The sequence below is a fragment of the Enterobacter sp. DSM 30060 genome, assembly GCF_013375955.1.
Classification (GTDB): Bacteria; Pseudomonadota; Gammaproteobacteria; order Enterobacterales; family Enterobacteriaceae; genus Enterobacter; species Enterobacter intestinihominis.
In genome coordinates, this window is the sequence record NZ_CP056118.1 from 4,244,667 (window position 1) to 4,266,720 (window position 22,054).

Genomic DNA, 22,054 nt, shown 5'->3' on the forward strand with positions numbered 1-22,054 from the left:
CTACATCAAAGCTTTATACCGTAAAACCTTCATTGTTCGCTCTCGCCAGTAGCCTCCGTATGGCACACGCTGGCTCAGATGACCATAAAGGTGATGCAGTAGCATGTTGCCTTCCAGCAGAATCCCCGCATGATTCCACTTATCAGCCTGAACCTGCATGATCACCATATCGCCAGGTTTTGGCGGCCCGTCGAATTCACGGAATCCGCACTCATACCAGCAATCCTGATAGAAGTTGTCCGGGTAGTCGTTTTCCCACCAGGGATAATCGACCCGGTAATCGTGAAGCTCTATCCCGTGCGTTTGCCGGTAATAGCTCATCACCAGACCCCAGCAGTCGAAGTGACCAAGCACAAACGGGCGCTCCAGAAGCGGCAGTTCTCCACGCGGCTGGATGGTTCGTAAATCCCCCTCCGGCCAGCTCACGATATGCCAGGGTAAAAGGGTTGCATCGCATTGCGCTTTATCCAGCTCGCTCGGTTGCGTCGTTGCATCCGGGTGACTGTGAGCGATGGCGATCACCTTCCCCCAGTCTTCTGCAGCTGCATAGTCTTCGGGGCAAAGTACAAAATTGTCCTCCGGCGCCGAGGCAAGATTCCGGCACGGGAAATAACGTTCAACACGGCTTTTCTGCGCCACCACGCCGCAACACTCGCGAGGATACTCAGCTGCAGCATGGGCCATAATCGCATCGATGGTTTTCTGACGCATATTAGCTCCTAATCAAAGATGTGCCAGGGAACCCACCGAACGGCAGTTCGTTGCCGTCTCCATGCCGGAGCTTACAGGCCGTAAGCGTGCCGTTGCATTCGTCCAGAGAGGGGTCACTCACCGGGTTGTTGTTTTTATCGAAATAGCGGGTTCCGGCATAGTCGCAGCCGTCGCCAGTGCGATATTTATTCCGGATACACCAGGTACACAGAGAATGAAGTTGACGTGTAGGGATCATCTTTCCCTGTAACGACATCGGGCTATCGAGTACGAATTCGATACTCTCGCCCGGAATTTCGCTGGCTTTGCTATCAATGTAAAAAACTCGTTTTCTGACCTGTTGCGGATCAGCTGTTGCGTTACCTGCAGGGAAGTTCTTCGCATCGAGATAGTGCGAATAAGTGTCATGGATAGTGACTTTCGCCTGCAGCATATCGTCATAGGCAAGGCACAGCGCTGTAATCTTGCTTTCGATATCTGCAACCGTCAGCGTTGGCTGGGCGCTATTGCCTTCTGTGGATGCTTCAATCCCTTCAATTTGATACGGCCAGGCGGCATATTCTTCCCCCTGCCACCAGATGCTTTTCGCCTCCAGCTTTGATTCATCACCACCAGCGGCGGCGATTTCCTCTTCCGTGTGCGGGAGGTTGTAGGCGTGAAATCGCAGTACATCATCCACGCCGAACGTAGAGCCATCAACTTCGATAAGCCGGACTTTGTTGCCAGGCTCAAGGCTTTGATAGTCTTCTGTGATCATGGTGCGTACGCCTGTTTGAATGTTGCGGAAATGGTCAGAGCGTTGCTGGATAAGGGCTGTGACTTGATTGAATCGGCCTCAATCCGGTAGAGCCCAGTTTCGCCAACTGGCGATGTCCAGATGAATGATTTGGTGACGTGAGAACGAAAGAACTTCAGGGCCTGAAGCATGTCCGCCTTTTTCCCCGTGAGTGTGACAGGCCATGACTGTTTTTCAGGGTTAATGCCTTCCCCGGCGATCTGCTCATAGCCGTCGCCAAAGGTTGCAGAGCGCGTTTTAAGGCTGAACGACCCTTCCATTCCTGCCTGTATCTGGGTTCGCCAAGTGAATGTTTGGATCGCCACTTATCCTCCGGGCATAAAAAACCCGCAGAAGCGGGTTATTCTCAAGTGTGCATACGAGGTATTAAAACGTTTCTATGGTCGAAATTCGGTAGACATAAGGGCCACGCTGCATTCCGTCCTCGTCAGTTTCGTTATATGTAATGACACCGTCTACATTCAGGGGGATATCAAGAATATCAATTGTTGCGGTGTTTTTTTGGATTGTTGAACCCCAATCCAGAAGAGCTAACCCATCCCCAAATTCTTCCATTACGAATGGGTAACGCTCAACTCCCCATGTCTCAAAGTTTTCTACAAAACCAAAACCGAAGGCAGCAGAGTCATAATTTAGTTTTTTGTCATTCAGGACTGGAGAAACGAATGAAATGCTTGATTTTCCATCCCCTATCCATAGGGCTGTCACTTTAATTGAAGCCATTCAAAAACCCTTAACGTATTAAGTTCAAGGAGATAATCATAACACCTCAGTATGAGAATGGTCTGTATTCTTGATACAATTACCAAAAATAGGGGTACTAGAAATGAGAGTTCCTGTTAATTATCTAGATTTCGTTGCATTCCAGATTAGCCCCCCAGGTTGCAACTGTTTGGCAATCCCAGCACGAACAGATTGATCGATGGTCTGTTTGTAAGCCCGTGAAATAGCGTCGTTGCTACCTGAAGTCTGCTGCTGAGAGTTCTGGTTTTGAACGACTACAGACGTTTGAACATTTACGCCACCAGCAGCAGGAGATTGCAGGCCATACATTGGTGCCCGACCAACGTAACCACCATCTGCATACCCTTGTGCCCCCCGCATAAGCGCATAGAGATTGCCGACACCTAATGCACTTGTCGCTTCCTTCGTAAACACAAACTCACCGCCGTGTACCACGCCTTTCGGTTGGTACTTACCACCATCACCGGTGTAGCCACCGCTATCGAATCCCGGCACCAGACCGCCACCAGAGAAACCAAAGAAGGCACCGATACCCGTTCCACCAAAGGCTGACTTCATTCCATTAACCAGAGCCAGTTGCGTCAGCATCTGGGCGATGCCCTTCAGGAGGGTAGTCAGAAAATCTGAGAAGTTAGATTTACCTGTGGTGAAGAAATCAGTCAGGGTGCTGGCCATCCCGGTGAACGCATTGCTGGTAATCGTCTGCACCTGCGAGTAAACATTGGTCGCGCTGTCCTCAAATTCAGCCCAGCCCTTTTTCGCGCCGGTCAGCCAGTCGCCACGCAACCTGTCCTCTGCATCATAGTAACCATTCGCCGCTTTCAGCTGCTTCTGATAGCCCTCGTCGTCAAGCGAACCTCCAGCATTCTTCCAGCCAGCGGCAAGCTGACTTTTCGCGAGTTCACGTTGTGCCTGACGGTCACTCATCCCGGCACCGTTCACTAATGCAGCCTGCTTCTCTGCCATCTGAGTGACGTATTTCTGCGAGGTATCCATTCGCTTGTTCAGCTGTTCCTGTGCGGTAATCTGATCACCTAACAGAGCTTTCTGCCGTGCCAATTGAAGCACCTGGTCTTTACTCGCCAGCAGGGATTTCTCCTGCTTTGTCAGTGAACGTGAACGCGAGGCCTCCTCCAGCACCTGAAATTTCGCTTCAGTCGTCCACAGATCTTTGCGCTGCTGGCTGATAGTGTCGTTCAGCCCTTTATGCTGCTGCAGCGCGCGTAACTGTGCCTGAAGCGCCAGTAATTCGGCCTGGGCAGCATCCGTGCTGCGATCGCCAGCCGATAAAGTGCCCTGCTTTCCGGTTTTGGTCTTTTTGCCAAAAGCAGCGACTCCTTCCCGATCCTTCTGGGTGGTTGCGGTACTTATCTTTCTGGTCGTATCGAGGTATTTACCTGCACTGATATCAGCCGCATCCCAGTCTTTTTTCAGCTGCGAGACGCTGTCACCATATGCGCCGGCCATTTGTTCGTTGTAGTCCTGCCATCCCTGCAAAGTATCTGTTTTCGCCCAGTCGGGAACGAGATTAATCGCGGCAGCGATAGAGGAAGAAAAAATCTGGTTCAGCTTCTGGAAAACGATCGCAACGCTGTAATAAATTGCGTTGAATTCCTTCAGTGTGTTTGATGCCAGTTCAGCTACCCACTGACCGATGCTCTGCATGGCCTCAGACGCCCAGCCCTTGATATCCAGCCACAGGCGACCAAACGGCGTCAGCGAGTCGTAAGCCTGCTCCCCACGTTTTGCCATCGTATTGCCAAACAGGTCCATAGCCTGCGTAACGGCCGCGGTCTGGTCCTTTTGCTTTATCAGATCGTTAACATGCTTAAGTTGTGAAACGGTCAGGAAATTATATTGTTCGTTGAGCCTCTGCAGCGCTTTAACAGGGTCTTTTTCTATGTCCTTATAGGCTTTGGTGATGTCCTGCGCCGAGACTATACCGGTCTGAACCGCCAGCGCCGTGGAGCCCGCTGCTTTTTCAAGTTGCTGCTGTGTCAGCGATCCCATGCCAACCAGCTCAGTCATCAAACTCTGAACGGTTCCTACAGTAGCGCCAGTAGAGGCAGCAATAGACTGGGAGGAAGCCATGATCTGGAGCGCTGACGTGCCGGCAATGTTGCCAGTCCTGATAATGGCCTTGTTGATTTCGTCGTAGGCGGTGAAGTAGTCCGATCCCGCTTTGGCCGCAATCAGAACAGCACCGGCCAGGCCACCAATGGCCACTCGGGCAGGAGTCACCATCGACAACATCGCTTTCAGAGCATTGCCTACACCGCCAAACGAGTCACGGAGCTGCCCGCCCTGCTGAATAGCAACCATATAAACCGGCATACCGGAAGCCAGTGAAGTCACAATGTCGGTCATTTGCATCGGGAGATAACGCATAGCATTGCGATATTGGCCCGCGCTGATAGCCCCAGACTTCCATGCTTCTTCCTGCTCTTTCAGCTTTGCGATCATTGGTGCAGCACGATCGGATACGCCGAGTTGGGCAGCTTTTAGCTCTAACAGTTCTGCGCGCGTTTTTCCGATTGCTGTGACCTGCTCCTCCAGCGAATCGATAAAGGTTTTGCCCGCTGCAGCTGCCCGCTGCGCTGCCTGAGCCTGCTCAATGCGAGCCCGCCCCTCTGCGGTCTCAGACTCCATTACCTGTGCCAGTTTTGCCCGCGTCGTCTCAAGCACGCTGTTGTAACGAGTAAAGTCCTCGTCTCCCACCAGCCCTTTACCGCGAAATTTCGCCAGGCTCTCCTGGATAGTGTCCAGTTCATCCAGCGCCTTGTTTACCGGGCTGATTTTATTCAGCAGGTTCTGCAGTTCCTGACGCTGCTGCTTCAGGCTTTCGCTGTTTTTCTTCTGGTTATCGATACCGGTGCGGAACGTGCTGTTCAGGTCATCCGCTTTACCTGCCGCGGCGGACGCGGTCTCCTGAAAGCGATCCAGTGCCTGGTTACCGCGCTCCAGCTCACTGGTATTCACGCGCAGGGAAATAGTGGCGATGTCGTTACTCATTCCGCCCTCTCTTTATGCATAACTTTTAGTGCGGCGCTCTCCATGATTCGGATGTCCGAAAGCGCGGTTGCCTCGTCGTCGACGTGGTGCAGGCGCATCACCCAGGGCAGCACGTTGTAATCAAGCCCTGATGCGCCTCCCATGCCCGTGCGCCACTGCGTGCTGATAGCCTGAAACACCAGGAATGAAGGCCATACATCTGGCCAGACGTCGATGTATTGATCTTCGTAGTCATCCGGCGTAAGCCCATAGGGCGCCAGGTCTGCCGCTGTGGGTTCAGGCGTATAGAATGCAGAGGCAACCGCTATCAGTTTTTTTCGCGCTGCCCCATCAGTTCGCGATAGTAGGTTTCAGGGATAGCCTTCATTGCAGCCGGATAGTTTTCCAGCAGCACCGAGAGATTTTCCGCGTTGAATGTATCGGGGAGCGCCCAGCCAGAAATAATTTCCATCAGAAAATCAGTGGCGGTTTTGCCTTCCAGTTTTTCCAGATCAGCAAGCTCTTTAAATGGCTTATGATTGAACGTGAAGGTCAGTACGCCATCCTCATCGCCGGCGCGCGGGATCGAGACGTTGGCCTTAAAAGTTGGTTTGGGCTGGAGGGTGAATTTGGTAGCCATATTTTTCCCGTAGAGTTGTGGCCCCGTGTGGGGCCCGTATTAATTTGCAGCAGTAACGGTGACATCACAGGTCGCGGTTTTCGCGCCATCGGCGGTCGTACCTGTGACAGTGGCATTGCCTTCCGCAACACCACTGACCTTGCCAGAAGCATCAACCGTTGCGATCGACTCATCTGAAGATGTCCAGATCACCGTTTTATTGGTGGCGTTAGATGGTTCGACAGTAGCGATCAGCGTGGCGGTTGCCCCTTGTTTAATGCTCAGGGTTGGCCGATCCAGGCTGACGCCGGTTACCGCTACTGTCTCAGCTTTTCCCGAGTCGACCTTGTAGAAGGTCATTGCAGGCGATTGCAGGTTCAGCACGACGCTTACCGTTTCGACTTCGTTCACCGCCGTGGCCGGCGTGTCGTCAAAAGATGCCGTGGCCGCCCAGTAACGGTTCTCCTTCGCCTTCGGCACGTACATGTACGCCGCCACAGTCTCTTCGTCTTCGTCCAGCTGGCGCAGCAGCGGATAAACCGGGAGAGTTGAGTCGTGAGCAATCGAGTAAGTCTGAGAGACAGCGGATTTATAGGTATTCAGGTTGCGCTGGCGATCATCGCTGAGGAACTGAATCTGCGTGGTGTTCTGATCACCACCAGATTTCGATACCTCAGTGATTTGTGGCAGCTCGGTCCATTCTTCAATTTTGCGAATAGAGCCGGAACCGCCACCAGCAGCATATTTGTTTTTGTTGGTGGTGTTGATGTTGCGAAGAGTGACAGCATTCTCCGCAATCGCGTCGATTTTCGCGATAACGTTATCAATACCCGACCAGTTGCAGTTCACGTGAACGATATCGCCGACCGCTATATCGTCTGCGGCGCTAACTGTGATCACCGCGTGCTCAGCATTCGTCGCGCCGGTGAAAGTAATGGCCGGGCCGTAGCCCGATGCCAGATAGACATGAGCGCCGTTAGGCAATGCAAAGCCCATAATGGTTACTCCTTTAGAAACGGGAAAACCGGCTCAAGGCCGGTCACTTGTGGGACATCACGGAGGGAATCAGTTGATAATGTCTGCCCGATAATTCAGGCTGACAGGAACGGTGTAGGACACAGGTGAAGGGACGCCGCGGAATATGGCAGGCGCGCTGCTAATCCAGCAGGTAAAGTCTTTGCCTGCAATTTCCTGCCCCTCGGGGAACAATTCAGCTACTCTGCCCGCCAGGGCAACGACGGAGGTACGGCCGGAGCCGGCTGGCGCCACGACATTAATCTGGTACACGCCTGAATAAGTCCGGCAGCGCAATCCGAGATCGATTGTTCGCGGCGTAACGGGCATATCGTGAACGGCCAGGTACATCTCATTAGCAGGAGGTGTAAACGGCACGTTATCCCATGCAACTGAAATGCCCTCGGCATCGGCCCAGGCACCCAGTCTGGCGGCCAGTGCAGATGCAATATCAGGAATCACTTAGTCACCTCCCTGACAGCTTCCTCAAAGAAGCGTTGAAACTCAGCTGCCGTTATGCGGACCATACCGCCCGGAGCCTGTGTGGAATGCCCCATTTCAAGCGGGTAGGCATAGGGCACGTTGTTGCAGAAATAAATCGCCTTCATCCCGACTTTGAAGAGCGACAGCGTGTAGTTCCCGGCCGCTTTTGTCAGATCACCTGTCTTATCAACCCGGCCTGTCTCGTCAGTCGTTGGCGCATCAAAGGTCACCTGCCAGTTACCGCGAAAGCGTCCGCCCGTATACCCCGGCGGTGCTTTGATATCCATCCCATCCACCACCCGGGCTTTTTTCTTCAGTCGCCCGGTTTTGGTCAGGTTATCGGGATTGGCCCGCTGCGCCTCGTTGTGGTCGTAAACAGCGCGATTATAGGAAACGGCTGTCTGGTTAACTTCCCACAACTCCGGGTTGCCCACTGGGGACATCAACACCAGTTGGTTAAGAATTTTGATTCCGACGGCGCGCACCACTGCTTCCTGATTCGTTTTCGCCTTATTAACGAAAGCCGTGATTTCAGCCAGGAAAGCCGCGTTCTCGCCCATGCTAAGCCCTCAGTTGCGCTTTGTAGCAGAGCACCAGCACGGCAGGTTTTGCCGGGTTCGGTTTGACAACACGGTAGGCTGTGCCGTCAATATCAACCACATCGCCGATTTCAATTTCCTGCTCTGACGTAAAAACAATCTGCACGTCGCCGTTAACGATGACCGTTCCATCAATTTCGCCTGGCGCGTATTCGGTCTTCACGCCCACAGCAGTAAAACGGACCGCTTCAGTTTTATGCTCAATGCCGCCGATAACCGTTACCGAGCCTTTACGGGTGACGTTGTACGTCACGCCGTTCTGCCTGAGCATGCGGGTCGTTCTGGCCTGCATACGTTGGTAATCTATCGCCATATCAGGCCCTCTCAGCAAATGCATTGATGGCGTAACCACGACCACCAGCGAGGTCGCCCAGCAGCGCCATAACGGCAGGATAGGACGGCGTGAAGACTTCACCATCTGAGACCGCATAGGTCATGGTGACAGCACCTTCCACACGTTCAGTTTTCACAGCGGCTTCGCGCACGCTGGAGAGTAAATCGCCGTCGATTGCCTCTACCGCCAGCATGCACTGTGCGGTTATAACCTGCCGTGGAACTTCATCCGGCGGGAAATCATGTTCATCCAGAATGACATTCACGCGTGGCCATGCCAGCGGCTGGCGTGGGTCTGTTTTTGAGCCAACCCAGTCCAGACCTTCCAGGTAATCCATGGCCTTAATCAACAACGGTGTGAGCTTGTCAGGCAGTTCAATGCCGCGTATTTCCGCAAATGAGGCAAGATCCTCTTCACTGGCGTAGCTGTTGGCATCAGGAGAGGTGATATCGGTATTGACCATCGAATCATCCTGTTTATGGGGCTTTCGCCCCATTCGTTATTCCCCGGAAGGCTCAGTGAAGGTGATCTCTTCAGTGGTTTTCGACACTCCATCTACAGTACCGGTTACCGTGAAGGTTCCAGCTGCATCTGATGTGAGTTTCACCGTTGCACCACCAGCTGATCCAGTCTGAGAACTGGCCGTGCTAAGCGCGCCACCTGTGGACGTCCACGCGACGGTTTTACCGGATACACCGGAGCCATTCAGCGTGTACTTCAGAGAAACAGTTACCGCGTCTGTGCTGTCAGCAGTTGCGGAGGTTTTATCCGCTGACAGCGTTACTCCCCCACAGCGGATTCCAGCTTAATCAGCACGCCTGCCGTAGATTTGTTGCTGGTGAAGTGTTTCTTCCAGTTGCCCGCAGTGCCGATGGCGGTCAGGTCAGGGTTATCACCTTTAGCGGTATCCCAGCTGTAGCCCAGCAGATCAACGTTCACCACGCCTTCAGCGCGATAGCCAACCGCAAGGTTTTCCTGATCGTTGATATCGTAGGAACGGAAGCCCGGCGCCTGAGACTCGGTGACGGTAACCGCACCAGCTACCAGCCCAAGGATCGCATCAGCGTCCATGGTGTCGGTCACCAGCACAGGTTTACCCAGCGTGCCTGGCTGCCCGCCGTAAACCACCACGCCCGCTTCTTCGTAGATTTTGTTGGCAATCGCCTCATCAACAATGTCGAAGTAGGTGGCAGAGTGCATCACGAAGAGCACCACACGGTTGAACTTGTCGCCGTATTTACGCAGGCCGCGCGTCAGGGTCTTTTTACCGTCGGTCTCAATATCGGCGGTTACGACCATGTCGGCGTTAGCACCAATAGCAGCCGTCAGCGCCTTCAGACCGTATTTCACGTAGCCTTCCAGCGTCGCGTCAGCCACATCAACGCCGATAACTTCGGAGAACTCATCAACGGAGCGGCCACGGCGTTTAAAGGCCTCTTCCGTGGTTTCATACGGGCCGTATTTCCACGGTGCTTTAACGGATACCGCTTCACCGGCACCGATTTTTTTTCCTGTGACTTTATCGACAGAGTTCACATTGCGCGATTCAATAGAGCCGCCCACCTTGTAGAACGCTCGCTTGCGGAAATCGCCTTCAATCAGCTCGTTATCCAGAAGGATCGCTCCGTTGGAGGACGCGTTGAAAATTGCCAAGTTGTCCTGGCGGCGCTCGAGGAAAGCGGTCTGCGCCAGATCGTCATAAATAATCAGGTCACTATTAACAGTGGTAGACATGGGTTAATCCCTTATTTCGGAAGTTTGAGGAAGGCCTGTTGGCCATGCTTGCGGATGTAGTCCGCTTTGTCGCTGGCGCTCATTTCGGAACGTTTCAGGCTGCCACCGCTGTTTGATTTGTGTCCGCCTGCGCCGGTGCCTTCGGCGCGCGGGAACAGGTGCGGAGCCGTCTCCTTAAGAGACTCCGCCCACTCAAGCGGGCTTAGTGGGGTTTTGCCGTCTTTACCGAACAGAACATCGCCATTTGCATCAACTGCTACGGCCTCGCCTTCGTCGTTGAGCTGGAATGTGCCTTTTGCACGCAGGATCAGATCGTCTGATGCTTCCGGCAGCGCGCCAGCTTTTGACGCTGCTGCACGGATTGCATCGCCCAGAACTCGATCCCGGAATTTGTTGGAGAACGCTTCGGCTTTGTCCGCGCGTTCATTTGCGGCTTTAATCTGCTTATCAACGTCAGCACGCAGACGCTCGGTGCGCTTATTGAGCACCTCATCGATTTTTCCGGCGGCAATCAGCTTTGCCTCTTCGTCGTCGGAAAAACGCTGGAGAATGCCGCGCACAGCGTCTGGATCGATACCTTCAAAGCGGGACAGGTTTTCTTTCTGCTGTTTAATGGTGCCCAGCAGTTCACTATTTTTCGTTTTGAGGCCAGTGACTTCGCTGGTCACGCGCTCATCAATCAGCTTCTGGATTTCAGGAGTGATTTCGATACCACCGCCACCGCCGCCCTCACCGCCGCTTTCAGGTGCGTAATATTTCAGAAGCATGTTTCGGATTAACATAATTTCCCCTCGGGATTTTGCCGGGCCTCGCCCATAAAAAAGCCCCGGCGGATGCCAGGGCGTGAAGTAAGATGTGATTATTAGTTGTCTGTGCCTGAGAGCTGCTTCAGACGTTCCAGGCTAATCCATTCGCCTTTGTCAGTGAACATATCAGCCAGGTCGATTTCACCCGCGCGGAACAGACGGCCACGCTCGGCACCCAGAACCTGATCCTGGCGTTGTGCCGACTGGCGTGCGAGCCATTCCAGATACGAGGTTTTCCCCGGTACCTGTCCATCCATGCTGGCACGAGTCTCCTCGTCCATCTCGTCGATATCGATGCCGAGTTCGCGCCACGATTTAAGGATCAGGGTTTCGGTAGAACGACAGCAAAAATGGATTTTCCCGGGTCCCTGCAGGTAAGGCACCTTATGCCCGACCGGTTTGTTATCCAGTGTGTAGCGCAGCAGGTCACGAATAATGCAGTCGTGGCTGGTTTTATTGTCCAGCGTAGATAGCCACTGTTTGCCTTTTACGATATCGCTGTTGGCCCTGGTGAAGCTGTTGCGTGCTGTGGCAGCCAGATGATTCACGGCTGTTTTAACGATGCTGGCGGCGTTTGCCCTGCTCATCTGCAGCGCGCCGTCGCGATAGTCTTTGTTGGCGTGACCGCGAACACTGCGTGCGATTGTTTCTACCGTGTCGCCGGCAAGATACCCCCTGCGGACGGCGTTCACTATCCGCGCCAGCCTGTCCGATTCCAGATTCTCCGCCCACTCACTCAGCAGCCTCCCTTGAAAGGGCTGCGCCATCGCCGCGGCATACACCATATCGGCGGTGATGCCCTGCAGCGGATAGTGAGACAGGACCTGTGAAGGCAGAAGTGAATCGAACAGGCTCATCTGATAACTGGCCTCGTTCTTTGCCAGCGCCACCAGCTCACTCTCGAGTCCTGCCTGCATGGTGGCTACGGCCTGATGGTTAAGATCGCGCACGCTGCCCAGTAAACTCTGCAGACGGCTAACGGTGAAGCTCTCAGGAGGCAATCTGTCGAGCGCATCGAGCAGGCGTGCCGACAGGTCTGCGTCCGTCTCGTTGAGCAACTTCACCATCCGGTTTGCCACGCCGGTGGCGTAGCGGCTTAACCAGACGGAATGTGCGATTGATTCATCGCGCAAGCTTTCGTTTACTGTTGCCATATCAGCCACCGGTCAATGTGGGGGCTTGGTTGCGAAGTGCATCAATCACTTCGTCCGGGCTGTCGGCCGGGTCGATAAGGTCAAGCTTCTGCAGTGCGCGAATCATATCGCTGTCGCGCAGAGCACCGGACTGCCAGGCGTTGACGATTGCCGTCACCATGCCCGACTCGGCAACCTTCGCTATGAATTCCTGGTTGATGGTGTAGGCTGGCTCATCGCCTTTAATTCCCAGATATTTTGCGCACCAGCCCAGCGCCAGCGTATAGGCCTCTGAAACGTTTGAAACGCAGATACCCAGCACAGAAGTTGATGCGCTCTGTTCACCGCTTGCCTGTGTTGCCGTCTTCGCCGTGGCGTTCTGCTCAATCAGCCGCGCGCCAAGCTGCACCATGTAATCGCGCTTACTGTCCATGGCCTCTTTAGCCAGCATGTTCGGCTGCGCCTGGGCATAGCCAAACGAGCCCTCCTTGGGAAGCAAAAGCGGTGATCGGGAACCAATTTTCACGCCCTTCTTCTCGAGGTGATCGCGCCAGCCGGTATCGAGCCCAGTCATGTACGGCTGCACCTGGCCACAGAACCACACGCTGTCCTCATAATCAGCGCTGTTTCGGTAATGTCCGTGGTTTATCTCTACCAGCGCAGCCAGCGGTGAATCATCAATGGTAGGATCGTTGTTCTGGGCGCCGACAAAGGTGAACGGGATTTCATCCCAGAAGTCATTTCCTTTCGGCTTAGGGTGGTACTCACTATCAACGGTGTAGGTTCCGCTTGCGGTGCCACCAGCCCGGCGCCATACGCGGCATATGAACCGCCCTTCTTCCAGCGCCAGCTCGCGGTACTGTATTTCATCCTTGTAAGCATAACCATCCGGCTCTTCTACGCATTCGCGCAGGACCACCAGCACCAGTTGATCGCGCCCGTTGATACGCTTCGTCCGCCAGTTAATGATGTTCTCTGCCGGGTAGCGGAGGATAATCGCTTCGTCGGACTCTGCAGCGTAATCGACGTAAATGCCCTCTCGCGCAACCTCCAGCACGTTCTCGGCCACCAGCTGCGACTGCTGATAGATACTGGTACCAGCCCCGTCAGCATTGTCCAACAGGTATTTGAGCTTTTCAGGACCGTTAAACGTGGGGTCCTTTCGATACGCCATCCCAAGCATGCCGATCTTTGTATTACCTGCAATGGCGTAGAACACCGCACGGCTTAGATAGTCTTCATTGCGCTTGCGATTGCGTGTGGATTTATCGGTTGGGTCGAAATAAGGCAGATACTTATTACCCGCCGCTTTTACGGCCTCAACTCCTTTGCAGAAGTCCCTGTATTTCCGCCAGGCAGCAGAAGCCGCCCGATGTTCTGGTCGAACCCAGGTGATGTCGTCGTTTGCCATATCAGAAAGTGGTGTCCATGGTGATTGAGTATGCCGGCTTCACGATCGGGTAATCCTTCACGATGAAGTACCCACCAGCATCATTGGGGTGATCGTTATCAGCTGATTTGTCCGGTTCGCCATTGGCCGCCCAGATTTGCTGCTCGAGGCTTTCGGTATAAACCGGGCAGTTTTGCACATTAACCAAATAGCGGCGCTCGCCGTTGGCGTTGCAGAACATGGCGTTCATCGAGTTGATGCGGTCTTTAACTGGCGGGTTGGCATCATCAACAATGACGCTGAACCCGGCATCGTTGAGCTGAGCGATATCGGTCTTGCTGGCGTTCTGGGATTTGCGGGAGTCGCCAGAAGCATCCGGATAGATATAAATCTCCCGGCTTTTCACGTAGCGACCATCCTCGTAGCGCCAGAACTCTTCCTGAATGCGCTTAATCATCGCTGGCGTGTCGTAGACCTTCACCAGCTCGCGAACCGCGCGCGGCAGCCCGTTACGCTTTACGTGAACAATCGCGGCCATTTTTCCCACGTTGAAGTCCATACCAATGAACAGCGGATCCCCGTCCTGAATCTCGTCAGAACAGTTATTCAGCTTACGGTTGAAGGTGTGGTAGATGGTCCCGCTGTTGAGGTTCGTGAACTTCCCTCGCAGATACGCCTGAATCAGCTCGTCAGGGTAAGAACTCAGCAGCGATGGGATGTAATCAGGCGGTAGATTCTTAGCATTGTCGAATGTGCTGGCCTGAATCAGCCCATACAGAGCATCCAGCTGGGGCTTTTCACGTACGGCCTTCACGAACTGCTGATAGACGAATTTGAACCCTTCCGGCGTGGTCGTAACGTCAATACCGTTTCGCAGCCCATCAACCTTGTAACGCATACGAGCGATGATTTTTCGCCAGGCCTGTTGCGCTTTGGCTGCCGCCATGACGTCCAGCTCATCCACCATCGCATTACCAATTTTGAAGCCAACTATCGAGCCGGGCTTCTCCATTGAGCGGCAGATTGTGGTCCCGCGGAACCGTAGCCCCTCGTAGAAGTGAACCTCTTTGTTCCCCTCGTTGATTTTGACGTTCAAGCCCCAGTCAAAGGCCACCTCTTCAATCGTCGGGTAGAAGATGTCACGGATCTGCGGGTACGTCGGCGCGAAATAACCCTGGTTGATTTTAGGGTGCTCCCACATCCCCTTACAGATGCCGCCACAACCCACCCATGTTTTACCGGAACCGAACCCGGCAACGTAGGCTTTGAATTTGTGCTGCATCGCAAGGAAGCGCGCCTGAGGAATGTTAAGTGTCGGGCTGATCCCCATCGTCTGCCCTCGCATCCACTACGTTGATATTGATCTGCACTGGGGTAGGTTCATCGTCCTCACCATCACCGGCCAGCTCTTTACGGAGTTTTTCCACCTCCAGCTGCCGACGTTCGATTTCAATCTGCTGCAGGCGCTGCGCAAACTCGCTATCGGCCAGGCCAAGGCGCTTCATAACAGCTTCAAACATGCGCTCACGGCTGATGGCTGTGATTTCAACGCCGTTCTTGCCGACCTTTACGCCGGAGTATGCGAGCCTCGAAGCAGCCGGAAGTTTGCGAGTGTCTGGGAAGTAAGGTTGACCAACACCATCGCCATTGCAGCGCGGGCATTTAGGGTTAGGCTCTCGGGTGTGGTCGTAGCCATAGCCGCCTGTGTCTTCTGGTTGCCTAGCTCCCTCCCTTCCCTCAGCCTTTGCTGTTTCCTCTTCAAACTCAACTGCATCGCGCCATTGGTAGTGATGGCCAAAGCCCCAGCAATAACGACAAGCGCCGCGGCGATACTGCGAAAGATGGTTTGCATCGAAGGTGGCAAGCTGCCACATCTGCGCGAGGACTTCATCGGCACAGCCAAGCGTGCGCGCAATGGAGGCTTTCTGCTGCTGCGCAATGGCCTGCGCAACCATAACATTTGATAACAGACGACTTGATTGCTCCTGCGCGGTCTTCTTGCTGTACCCGGCACGGATAGCAGACTGAGTGGCGTTATTGTCCTTCAGGTACTCCGCGACAAATAAGCACTGCTGAGCGGTAAGTCCATCATCATCCACCAGCTCATTTGCGCTTTTATCTTCCTGCGCAGTGCGCTTTTTTTTCTGCGCAGTTTTTTGCGCCGTTTGTGCAGAAGGTTTTTTGATATATCGACGGGCGGTAGCGTAATTCAGTCCCTGCGCTTCACACCATTCCTTTGGTGATACGCCGGTTGCGGCATGCTCGGCCAGGAACCGTCGCTGAAGCTCGCCCCAGTCCGGTTTTGCCATGAATATCATCTCAAATTGTGATACTTATCAAAAGTTATTGGGTTGAATTTATAGCGACTATCCCAATATTTTCATTGGCACTTTGCCGTTTACATTAAGGACTCAGAGAATGGCTCAATCTCCACAACAGCAAAAGAACCCTGTCTATAAAATTGGCGACCAAGTAGTTATCAAATCTGGTGGTCCAGTGATGACTATCGAAAAACCAGTCAGAAATATCGATCAGATATTTGTTGGTACGTATAAATGCCAATGGTTCGCGGGTAAAAAGTTGGATACTGGAACTTTTCCTGAAGCCTCACTCGAACCATACATCCCAAAGCCTTAAACCCGAACAAGTATTTGCTCTCTGTTAATGATGTATGCATCTGGATGCAGGCCTGTATGCAACAGAATGGATGTTTATATCAACAAGATGTTGTTGACTACCTCGTTAGAAATGGTAACGAGCAACACTTGAAGGAAAATGCAGATGGCAATCATGCACTATCACCAAAGATTATTGCTAAATTTAGGGTCGATAGCGGCAAAGATGTTGTTTGGGTAAAGCCAGATATGTATTGGAGATATCGCGTTCCCGAGGACGAACCAGGACGTGAAGCGCGTGGTTAAGACAGGGCGATAATCGCCCTTAACCAGTATTGATGCCCAAAATCATATAGATTCGAAAGCTATCAATATCAATGACATAGTTAAAATCAAGAAGAAAATACGAAGCTTATTTTGAAATTTAATTGGTCAACGCTTTATCAGTCTTTCTATTCTCAACGCCATCCTCAATATATGGCTTTGAACAACCATGGCAATATGATTCAAAATGCTCTAAATAGTAATCTATCTCACTGAATGTATAGTCTTTTTGTGGCGGATATTTAACTTCAAATCTATTATAAATGTGTGAGATTAGGCTCATTCCGTAGTCTACACAAGCCTGACATTTCTCTGCCCTCTCATCATCAGTAAAGCTACTTTTTCTCTCAGAATCAAGGGTAGCTGCTGAAGAAAAATCAGCCAGAAATTCATTATCAATTCGAATGTCTCTGTTGGCTAAGATGTTGAAAAAATCGCCAATCTGAGTAGATTTCGCACTTACCGCAAGAGAAAATTTAAGTGACTCTTTACGTTCATCGTCATCTTTTTTCATCCAAAAAGTTACGCTTAAGTCTATTATTTCATTGCACAATTTTATCAAGTGGTCTGTAATCGACTTGCTTTCTGTACGTGTGGATATCTTCTTTGCGTTGCGATACACAACCTTCCAACCAATAAAGACTGCTCCCAGGCTACTCAAACTTATAATCCAAGCATAGCTTTGAACATCACTTAAACTCATTTTGATTCCTAAATCTGAAGTGGCTACTTAGGCTTCTTTAAGTTGAGGCGTTGCCGCTTTGATAAACTTTCTAATTTGAATTTCGTAGATAGGCGTTCTTGCCTTAATAACCAGACGATTCAATATGTTAGATTTTTCCAAGTTTTCTAATCGTACCAATCCTCCAAACGCCTCTTCTAAGAATGATGAACCGATAACTAGAGCAATACCATCAAAATCAACTAACACTTGTTCAGAATCGCTACCACAAAACGCAGAGACAAGATGGTCCTTGCGGAATTTTTCACCATTGTTAGGACCATCCGACGAAAATCGCCCAAACGGTGTTTTAGAAAAATCTTTAGCAACATTAATGAATTTCATAACCCTACCCCCTGTTAGGTGTTAGTGCCCAAAGTATGATAGTGCCAGGAATTCTAGGTCTCAGTGTATCAATTCTGGCTCGAGTCTCCGATAAATCTGAATCCATTTCGTACAGACTTCCACCAGAGAACACCATAAGCTTTTCATACTTAGTAGTACCTAGCGCAATAGGACGCTTGATATCCTCTGACCCGTTACCTCGATTGGGCTCACGAAATCTTGACCTACCACTAGTTAGAGCTTCAGAAACGAGGTTTTGTTCAAGTATAAACTGTGCAACAGAATCTATCTCTTCACCTTGATAGGATTGAGCTATACCCATGCCGAGATCACATATGATGAAAACCACTCTATCCTGCTCAGGATCAAACCATGCGCATTGCCACCAGCGCTTCCCGCCCATTAACTCGACACCCTTAGTATAGAAATCATGTTCGTAAGCATGATTTCTAACGTTCAACATAGCCTCATTCATCCCCATCATGAGCAATGTTGCTTGAGTTTCATCCAAAACGGCAGCTTTCTGCAGCATTGTCATCGTCGTTGAAAGCGCCAATTCGGGGGTGACAGAGGACTGAAAATACCTCTCCTGCTGCACCAACGCATCGAGTTTTTCATGGGTATTCGCAACCAAAGCTCTTGCTAAACCTGTTCTGACTATACATCTATGCCCTTGCGGGTTCGTCTCTTTTTTAGGAAAAGTAAATCGAACGCGCAACCTTTGTCCTATAACAAAATATGCTCTATTCAACACAGCAAAAAGCAATACAGATGCTGCTGCACTTGCATATTTTATTTGAGAGAGATCAATATGCACAGCTAAACGCTTCGTATGAAGGCTATCGATGATATCCCTTATGTAGCAAAGCGAGTCTTCACGGTATGTGCTATCTGTGATGCACAGCATTTCCGGAGGAGTTAGAGTTTTGAACAATTATCGACTCCTTAATAATCTGCACTATACCTAACATGAATGCATCTTACTATGAAATCATTTATTTAAAAACAACCATTTACAGATACTGCAGCAGCTTTGACAAAATGAAAACGTTGCGTAACAATTCGAATTTGAATCATACCTGCTAAAACCTGATTTCATTGGCTCATTGCCAAATACGGTCGAGAACTTAAGTCAGACTAGCCCCAGCGGCACGATATTATCCAAAACTCCTCTCGACTGCCTTAAGGCAAGCAATAACTTCCCTTTGAGGGCTGTAATAATAAAAATGATATTTTTCAATAAATTAAGTGGCTAACACTGAATAACATCGGCAAAATCTGCCAAAAGCAGCGCAATATACTCAAACTAAACATCAGTTTAGCGAGCTTTTCCGTATCAGCAGTTCTTACCGACGCTTTCCCAATCTCGAGACGTGCATTAACCGCATGTAAGCGCCGAGCCCTCTGATTAGCTTCTTCTGTTTTACTGGTTTTAACAAAATAGTTTTCTATCATGACAACCTCCTTTTGCTAAGGAGGTCGCAGGCAGTTCTTGGGATTTGTCTGATGAATCTTTGTTGAACCCTCAGCCTAAAGCTTCTACAACACTCCGCCTCATTGCCTTTACTCTTATAAGTCAGCAAGCGCAAATTTGCGTCGGCTATAACCTATTAGCACTCACCGAAACCAGTCAGTTAAGGCATTGCTCTTTGATGTAGTCCTGCAGATAACCGATCTGCTTCGTCACTGTGACGATTCTTTCTCTGAGGGTGAAATAATCCCGTTCAGCGGAGTCAGTAAGTCGGGGGCTGGAAGCATCGCCCATGCCGCCGGTGCTGGTCGCTCTGTTCGCGGGACATCTGGCGTTGACGTGCAGCCCACACTTGCCAGTGCTAACGCAACGCTGCAGATCTTCAAGCTGAGATTTCGCATCGGCTAATTCCTTCGTGTATTTGGCATCCAGCGCAGCGACATCACGCTGCCGGGTTTGCATGTCTTTGATGCTAACGATCGCCAGGCTCAGTTGTTCGGTAGCTTTATCGCGCTGGTCTTTATAAGTGATGGCGTTATATCGAAAGTGGTTTACCGCCCAGGTCAAGGAAACCAGCAGACAGATAATGACAGCGCAGATGATTGCAGTTAACCGGCTCATTTCTGGCCCCACTCGCAGACTTCACGCTCAATCTCTCGGCGGGTGATAAGCCCCTTCCACTGTTTGCCACCGGCATACGTCCAGCGCTGCAGTTCTTTGCATGCGCCAGGAACATCACCGGAATTTAACTTCTTCAACAGCGTCGATCTGCTAAACGCTCCAGCTCCCACGTTGTAAGTGAAAGAGTAAAGTGCGGCACGAGTGGTTTCGGGAACATGGACCTTTATCAGCAGGTCGATAGATGTAGCAACTTTGCGCAGATCGGATTGCAGCAAGGCATCACATTCTTTATCGGTGTATCGGTGACCACGGCGAACGTCAGCGCCGGTGTGACCATCGCAAACAGTCCAGACACCGACGACATCCTGATAAGCGTAATAACGACGCCCTTCCAGCCCATCCGCATTACCCAGCATGACAGCTGCAATTGAGATTGCTCCGGATCCGCCAACAATGACGCCCACCAGCTTATTTCTGAGTGTCGGGTTCATCTCGGCTCCTGCTGCGGCGGTTGTCTTCGCGGATTTTGAAATAGAGATTCGTCAGATACGTCAGTACAGCGATGATGATGCCCACCAGCACGCCGATAGCGTTCCACTGCTCGGGACTGTAGGCATTCAGCATGCCGTTTAGGATGCTGCCGGCTGAAGCGCCGTAAGCAGCACCGGTGGTTAGTTTGTCCATGCGATACATACTCTCACCTCGCGTAGTTAGCGGGTGCTGTGTGTTTGAAAAGGGTCAGTCCGTCGGGACGATTAACAAGAAGGCGTGTCGATGATGGTACCCGGAGCGTGAAATCAAAAAGCCAGCGACAGGCTGGCAATCTGAGGGTAAGGCAATGAGCAGGGTATTATTTAGAAGCAAGAGACCTTTAAGCTAGCTAAACAGATGGCATTTGTGTAAAAAGATGGCATCAATCAGCAGGTGTTCATCGTGAAATACATTCGGCTAATATTAAAGCTCATAACAGTATCACTTTATGTGTTTCTGGTTGTTTTTGGCTCTGGATTTGTAGGTTCGAGTACAGCCAATGCAATTAATCTTGAGACACTTAACCTAAATTACTCATTAATAGCAAAGGACTCGGCGGTATACGCACTCTGCGCAACTGGTGCGACATTAGTTGTTCCACCTGTCCTATATTTAATCCAACATTATGTCTGGCCAGTTTTGAAGTTTATCGGCTTGAAGATTCGCTTCTTCTTCCATGGATACTAAAAGGCTCGCAGCTGGCGAAGCATCGCTTATTATTCCTTTACAGCGCTAGCTCCTCAATAATTCATAAATCGCCAGAAACAAAAAGCCCCACGGGGTTAACCGCAGGGCTTTAAACGAAGGCAATAACCCATCGTTAGAGCAAAATTACCACAGATTAGGGAAAAGTAAATAGCTCACCATAAATTCACGCCCTATTTTGTTATCTGCTTCAGCTGCGCATCAGCCCACGCCTCTTCGATATCAAACTTCGTGATGAGCTGATCGTAAAATGGCTTAACAGACTTCTTCCAGGTATCGAGACTGATTGCTTTCGTTATCTGGCACACCGCGGCGTAAGCCTCAGTGGAAGGGATACGCTCATACCCACGACCACTGCAGCGCTTACAGTCTGCCAGAACCGGAACGCCCTGCTGTTCTGTAAGAGCCTGATTAATAGCTTTCCCGCGTCCATGACAGTCATTACAGGCACAGCTAACAACCTTCTTGCCCTTACACTGAGGGCAGAGAACGCGGGCTATATCCCTGACCTGCCTACGCACCTCATACTCAGAAGGTCGAATATTCTCGACACCCATGTGCAAAGACATCTCCACGACCTTCTTCTCTTTTGCCGGAGTGTGAGACTTCATGCTGAATACCTCAGCGTCAATAAACCCTTCCCCATTGCAGCCATCGCACTGCTTCACGCTGGCGGCGCTGCGGGAATAATCCTCGAAAGCGAAGCTGGCCAACCGATGCATCACCAGTGGCTTAACCCCGGCATCCAGTTTGCGCAGCGCAGCAACCCGATCGCACTTAGTCAACGCGTACTGGGCCAGCAACTCAATCGCCCTCTCCCGGTCATTGTTGCTGATACCAATCTTCCCGAGAAAGGCGCTATAACCCAAGGCTGCCCGTTCCTGCGTCATGCCCATAGCGGCCATGATATCCGTTCCGGTTAATGAGTCTGACGCAGTAGCACGCGGAGAGTCGCTAATCATTGTCGATTTGGCGAAGTGATATTTGAGGGTGTTTTCAAGATTCATGCGGTCTCCAGCTCGGTAATGGTGAGTTCTAACTTTCCGCCCTTAACGACAGGCATTTTCACAACGCGATAGTCAATAACCTGGCAGTCGTCCAGCCAGAACCCCGCCTTGGTTAAAGCGTCGAATGCAGCCTTCTGCAGGTTATCCAGATCGCGGCGCCGGCGGTCGGGCATGTGACAATCGATACGGATTTTGAGTGGAGCGGCCGTGCGAATATTAAGCCGGGCACTTCGAATGACACTGGCAACCGCGTAGCGGTACGCTACGCCATCAGCGCTAATGTGCGTGCGCCCGCGGTTGTGCCGGTAATACCGGTTGCTGCTCGGCGGCCAGGGCAAAGTGATTTGATATGTCTTCACG

30 protein-coding genes are annotated in these 22,054 nt (G+C 51.5%); 2 read left to right on the forward strand and 28 right to left on the reverse strand.

What is annotated here, in order from left to right; all coding sequences use genetic code 11:
* The 19 genes from HWQ15_RS20250 to HWQ15_RS20340 form a co-directional block, all read right to left on the reverse strand.
* Positions 1 to 711, reverse strand: coding sequence for a C40 family peptidase (locus HWQ15_RS20250; protein ID WP_063149546.1), 711 nt, complete (start codon positions 709 to 711; stop codon positions 1 to 3).
* Position 712: 1 nt separating this feature from the next.
* A complete protein-coding gene (locus HWQ15_RS20255; protein ID WP_063149547.1) occupies positions 713 to 1,468 on the reverse strand; it encodes a phage minor tail protein L in 756 nt (251 codons plus the stop codon).
* The gene (locus HWQ15_RS20260; RefSeq protein WP_063149548.1) at positions 1,465 to 1,812 is read right to left on the reverse strand and encodes a phage tail protein; all 348 of its coding nucleotides are present in this window, start codon (positions 1,810 to 1,812) and stop codon (positions 1,465 to 1,467) included. Before HWQ15_RS20260 ends, HWQ15_RS20255 begins: the two co-directional genes overlap by 4 nt.
* Positions 1,813 to 1,873: 61 nt before the next feature.
* Positions 1,874 to 2,230 carry a hypothetical protein gene (locus tag HWQ15_RS20265; protein ID WP_063149549.1) on the reverse strand — a complete coding sequence of 119 codons (357 nt, stop codon included), beginning with the start codon at positions 2,228 to 2,230 and terminating at the stop codon, positions 1,874 to 1,876.
* A gap of 120 nt (positions 2,231 to 2,350) precedes the next feature.
* Positions 2,351 to 5,263, reverse strand: coding sequence for a phage tail tape measure protein (locus HWQ15_RS20270; RefSeq protein ID WP_063215935.1), 2,913 nt, complete (start codon positions 5,261 to 5,263; stop codon positions 2,351 to 2,353).
* Positions 5,260 to 5,574, reverse strand: coding sequence for a DUF1799 domain-containing protein (locus tag HWQ15_RS20275; RefSeq protein WP_080465070.1), 315 nt, complete (start codon positions 5,572 to 5,574; stop codon positions 5,260 to 5,262). Before HWQ15_RS20275 ends, HWQ15_RS20270 begins: the two co-directional genes overlap by 4 nt.
* Positions 5,571 to 5,882, reverse strand: a complete 312-nt coding sequence (locus HWQ15_RS20280) for a phage tail assembly chaperone (protein ID WP_063149552.1) — start codon at positions 5,880 to 5,882, stop codon at positions 5,571 to 5,573. Before HWQ15_RS20280 ends, HWQ15_RS20275 begins: the two co-directional genes overlap by 4 nt.
* A gap of 39 nt (positions 5,883 to 5,921) precedes the next feature.
* Positions 5,922 to 6,857 (reverse strand): phage tail tube protein, encoded by a 936-nt coding sequence (locus tag HWQ15_RS20285; protein ID WP_063149553.1) that lies wholly within the window; start codon positions 6,855 to 6,857, stop codon positions 5,922 to 5,924.
* A 69-nt stretch (positions 6,858 to 6,926) separates the two neighbouring features.
* Positions 6,927 to 7,337, reverse strand: coding sequence for a DUF4128 domain-containing protein (locus HWQ15_RS20290; RefSeq protein WP_063149554.1), 411 nt, complete (start codon positions 7,335 to 7,337; stop codon positions 6,927 to 6,929).
* On the reverse strand, positions 7,334 to 7,918 hold the full coding sequence (locus tag HWQ15_RS20295; protein ID WP_063149555.1) for a hypothetical protein: 585 nt from the start codon (positions 7,916 to 7,918) through the stop codon (positions 7,334 to 7,336). The genes HWQ15_RS20290 and HWQ15_RS20295 overlap by 4 nt, the downstream gene beginning before the upstream one ends.
* 1 nt (position 7,919) lies before the next feature.
* Entirely contained in the window at positions 7,920 to 8,270 is a 351-nt protein-coding gene (locus HWQ15_RS20300; RefSeq protein WP_063149556.1) for a hypothetical protein, read from the reverse strand.
* A 1-nt stretch (position 8,271) separates the two neighbouring features.
* On the reverse strand, positions 8,272 to 8,754 hold the full coding sequence (locus HWQ15_RS20305) for a DnaT-like ssDNA-binding protein (protein WP_058652911.1): 483 nt from the start codon (positions 8,752 to 8,754) through the stop codon (positions 8,272 to 8,274).
* A 36-nt stretch (positions 8,755 to 8,790) separates the two neighbouring features.
* On the reverse strand, positions 8,791 to 9,090 hold the full coding sequence (locus HWQ15_RS23495) for an Ig-like domain-containing protein (RefSeq protein ID WP_159426098.1): 300 nt from the start codon (positions 9,088 to 9,090) through the stop codon (positions 8,791 to 8,793).
* Entirely contained in the window at positions 9,072 to 10,025 is a 954-nt protein-coding gene (locus HWQ15_RS20315; RefSeq protein WP_063149557.1) for a major capsid protein, read from the reverse strand. The genes HWQ15_RS23495 and HWQ15_RS20315 overlap by 19 nt, the downstream gene beginning before the upstream one ends.
* 11 nt (positions 10,026 to 10,036) lie before the next feature.
* The gene (locus tag HWQ15_RS20320; RefSeq protein WP_063149558.1) at positions 10,037 to 10,807 is read right to left on the reverse strand and encodes a hypothetical protein; all 771 of its coding nucleotides are present in this window, start codon (positions 10,805 to 10,807) and stop codon (positions 10,037 to 10,039) included.
* A gap of 80 nt (positions 10,808 to 10,887) precedes the next feature.
* Positions 10,888 to 11,985: a hypothetical protein gene (locus tag HWQ15_RS20325; protein WP_063149559.1), complete on the reverse strand. Its 1,098-nt coding sequence runs from the start codon at positions 11,983 to 11,985 to the stop codon at positions 10,888 to 10,890.
* A 1-nt stretch (position 11,986) separates the two neighbouring features.
* Positions 11,987 to 13,375: a DUF4055 domain-containing protein gene (locus HWQ15_RS20330; RefSeq protein ID WP_063149560.1), complete on the reverse strand. Its 1,389-nt coding sequence runs from the start codon at positions 13,373 to 13,375 to the stop codon at positions 11,987 to 11,989.
* 1 nt (position 13,376) lies between these two features.
* Entirely contained in the window at positions 13,377 to 14,684 is a 1,308-nt protein-coding gene (locus tag HWQ15_RS20335; protein ID WP_063149561.1) for a terminase large subunit domain-containing protein, read from the reverse strand.
* Entirely contained in the window at positions 14,662 to 15,663 is a 1,002-nt protein-coding gene (locus HWQ15_RS20340) for a terminase small subunit (RefSeq protein ID WP_063149562.1), read from the reverse strand. Before HWQ15_RS20340 ends, HWQ15_RS20335 begins: the two co-directional genes overlap by 23 nt.
* Positions 15,664 to 15,772: 109 nt before the next feature.
* Here HWQ15_RS20340 and HWQ15_RS20345 point away from each other — a divergent pair, with 109 nt between their 5' ends.
* On the forward strand, positions 15,773 to 15,991 hold the full coding sequence (locus HWQ15_RS20345; protein WP_063149563.1) for a YodC family protein: 219 nt from the start codon (positions 15,773 to 15,775) through the stop codon (positions 15,989 to 15,991).
* A 56-nt stretch (positions 15,992 to 16,047) separates the two neighbouring features.
* Complete coding sequence (locus HWQ15_RS20350) at positions 16,048 to 16,275, forward strand: ATP-dependent RNA helicase HrpA (protein ID WP_223862006.1); 228 nt, start codon at positions 16,048 to 16,050, stop codon at positions 16,273 to 16,275.
* A gap of 118 nt (positions 16,276 to 16,393) precedes the next feature.
* Here HWQ15_RS20350 and HWQ15_RS20355 read toward each other — a convergent pair whose 3' ends face one another.
* The 9 genes from HWQ15_RS20355 to rusA all read right to left on the reverse strand — a co-directional run bounded on the left by HWQ15_RS20355 (position 16,394) and on the right by rusA (position 22,053).
* A complete protein-coding gene (locus HWQ15_RS20355) occupies positions 16,394 to 16,996 on the reverse strand; it encodes a hypothetical protein (protein WP_063149564.1) in 603 nt (200 codons plus the stop codon).
* Between the two features lie 27 nt (positions 16,997 to 17,023).
* On the reverse strand, positions 17,024 to 17,359 hold the full coding sequence (locus HWQ15_RS20360) for an STAS-like domain-containing protein (RefSeq protein WP_063149565.1): 336 nt from the start codon (positions 17,357 to 17,359) through the stop codon (positions 17,024 to 17,026).
* A gap of 4 nt (positions 17,360 to 17,363) precedes the next feature.
* Positions 17,364 to 18,293, reverse strand: coding sequence for a hypothetical protein (locus HWQ15_RS20365; RefSeq protein ID WP_139154050.1), 930 nt, complete (start codon positions 18,291 to 18,293; stop codon positions 17,364 to 17,366).
* Positions 18,294 to 18,595: 302 nt separating this feature from the next.
* On the reverse strand, positions 18,596 to 18,814 hold the full coding sequence (locus tag HWQ15_RS20370; protein WP_063149566.1) for a hypothetical protein: 219 nt from the start codon (positions 18,812 to 18,814) through the stop codon (positions 18,596 to 18,598).
* Positions 18,815 to 18,989: 175 nt separating this feature from the next.
* On the reverse strand, positions 18,990 to 19,451 hold the full coding sequence (locus HWQ15_RS20375; RefSeq protein WP_063149567.1) for a lysis protein: 462 nt from the start codon (positions 19,449 to 19,451) through the stop codon (positions 18,990 to 18,992).
* Entirely contained in the window at positions 19,448 to 19,942 is a 495-nt protein-coding gene (locus HWQ15_RS20380) for a lysozyme (RefSeq protein WP_063149568.1), read from the reverse strand. Before HWQ15_RS20380 ends, HWQ15_RS20375 begins: the two co-directional genes overlap by 4 nt.
* A complete protein-coding gene (locus tag HWQ15_RS20385) occupies positions 19,920 to 20,144 on the reverse strand; it encodes a class II holin family protein (protein ID WP_046092045.1) in 225 nt (74 codons plus the stop codon). The genes HWQ15_RS20380 and HWQ15_RS20385 overlap by 23 nt, the downstream gene beginning before the upstream one ends.
* Positions 20,145 to 20,860: 716 nt before the next feature.
* Positions 20,861 to 21,694, reverse strand: coding sequence for an antitermination protein (locus HWQ15_RS20390; protein WP_063149570.1), 834 nt, complete (start codon positions 21,692 to 21,694; stop codon positions 20,861 to 20,863).
* Positions 21,691 to 22,053 (reverse strand): crossover junction endodeoxyribonuclease RusA, encoded by a 363-nt coding sequence (rusA, locus tag HWQ15_RS20395; RefSeq protein ID WP_059357705.1) that lies wholly within the window; start codon positions 22,051 to 22,053, stop codon positions 21,691 to 21,693. The genes HWQ15_RS20390 and rusA overlap by 4 nt, the downstream gene beginning before the upstream one ends.
* Position 22,054 lies beyond the last annotated feature (1 nt).

Bases quoted from the DNA above. Each gene is read 5' to 3' on its own strand.
- HWQ15_RS20330 (WP_063149560.1), bottom strand. From the start codon at position 13,375: ATGGCAAACGACGACATCACCTGGGTTCGACCAGAACATCGGGCGGCT.
- HWQ15_RS20305 (WP_058652911.1), bottom strand. From the start codon at position 8,754: ATGGTCAATACCGATATCACCTCTCCTGATGCCAACAGCTACGCCAGT.
- HWQ15_RS20380 (WP_063149568.1), bottom strand. From the start codon at position 19,942: ATGAACCCGACACTCAGAAATAAGCTGGTGGGCGTCATTGTTGGCGGA.
- HWQ15_RS20295 (WP_063149555.1), bottom strand. From the start codon at position 7,918: ATGGGCGAGAACGCGGCTTTCCTGGCTGAAATCACGGCTTTCGTTAAT.
- HWQ15_RS20335 (WP_063149561.1), bottom strand. From the start codon at position 14,684: ATGGGGATCAGCCCGACACTTAACATTCCTCAGGCGCGCTTCCTTGCG.
- HWQ15_RS20315 (WP_063149557.1), bottom strand. From the start codon at position 10,025: ATGTCTACCACTGTTAATAGTGACCTGATTATTTATGACGATCTGGCG.
- HWQ15_RS20265 (WP_063149549.1), bottom strand. From the start codon at position 2,230: ATGGCTTCAATTAAAGTGACAGCCCTATGGATAGGGGATGGAAAATCA.
- HWQ15_RS20340 (WP_063149562.1), bottom strand. From the start codon at position 15,663: ATGGCAAAACCGGACTGGGGCGAGCTTCAGCGACGGTTCCTGGCCGAG.
- HWQ15_RS20325 (WP_063149559.1), bottom strand. From the start codon at position 11,985: ATGGCAACAGTAAACGAAAGCTTGCGCGATGAATCAATCGCACATTCC.
- HWQ15_RS20255 (WP_063149547.1), bottom strand. From the start codon at position 1,468: ATGATCACAGAAGACTATCAAAGCCTTGAGCCTGGCAACAAAGTCCGG.
- HWQ15_RS20280 (WP_063149552.1), bottom strand. From the start codon at position 5,882: ATGGCTACCAAATTCACCCTCCAGCCCAAACCAACTTTTAAGGCCAAC.
- HWQ15_RS20355 (WP_063149564.1), bottom strand. From the start codon at position 16,996: ATGAGTTTAAGTGATGTTCAAAGCTATGCTTGGATTATAAGTTTGAGT.
- HWQ15_RS20320 (WP_063149558.1), bottom strand. From the start codon at position 10,807: ATGTTAATCCGAAACATGCTTCTGAAATATTACGCACCTGAAAGCGGC.
- HWQ15_RS20375 (WP_063149567.1), bottom strand. From the start codon at position 19,451: ATGAGCCGGTTAACTGCAATCATCTGCGCTGTCATTATCTGTCTGCTG.
- HWQ15_RS20360 (WP_063149565.1), bottom strand. From the start codon at position 17,359: ATGAAATTCATTAATGTTGCTAAAGATTTTTCTAAAACACCGTTTGGG.
- HWQ15_RS20285 (WP_063149553.1), bottom strand. From the start codon at position 6,857: ATGGGCTTTGCATTGCCTAACGGCGCTCATGTCTATCTGGCATCGGGC.
- HWQ15_RS20385 (WP_046092045.1), bottom strand. From the start codon at position 20,144: ATGTATCGCATGGACAAACTAACCACCGGTGCTGCTTACGGCGCTTCA.
- HWQ15_RS20370 (WP_063149566.1), bottom strand. From the start codon at position 18,814: ATGATAGAAAACTATTTTGTTAAAACCAGTAAAACAGAAGAAGCTAAT.
- HWQ15_RS20350 (WP_223862006.1), top strand. From the start codon at position 16,048: ATGCAACAGAATGGATGTTTATATCAACAAGATGTTGTTGACTACCTC.
- HWQ15_RS20300 (WP_063149556.1), bottom strand. From the start codon at position 8,270: ATGGCGATAGATTACCAACGTATGCAGGCCAGAACGACCCGCATGCTC.
- HWQ15_RS20270 (WP_063215935.1), bottom strand. From the start codon at position 5,263: ATGAGTAACGACATCGCCACTATTTCCCTGCGCGTGAATACCAGTGAG.
- HWQ15_RS20345 (WP_063149563.1), top strand. From the start codon at position 15,773: ATGGCTCAATCTCCACAACAGCAAAAGAACCCTGTCTATAAAATTGGC.
- HWQ15_RS20390 (WP_063149570.1), bottom strand. From the start codon at position 21,694: ATGAATCTTGAAAACACCCTCAAATATCACTTCGCCAAATCGACAATG.
- HWQ15_RS20250 (WP_063149546.1), bottom strand. From the start codon at position 711: ATGCGTCAGAAAACCATCGATGCGATTATGGCCCATGCTGCAGCTGAG.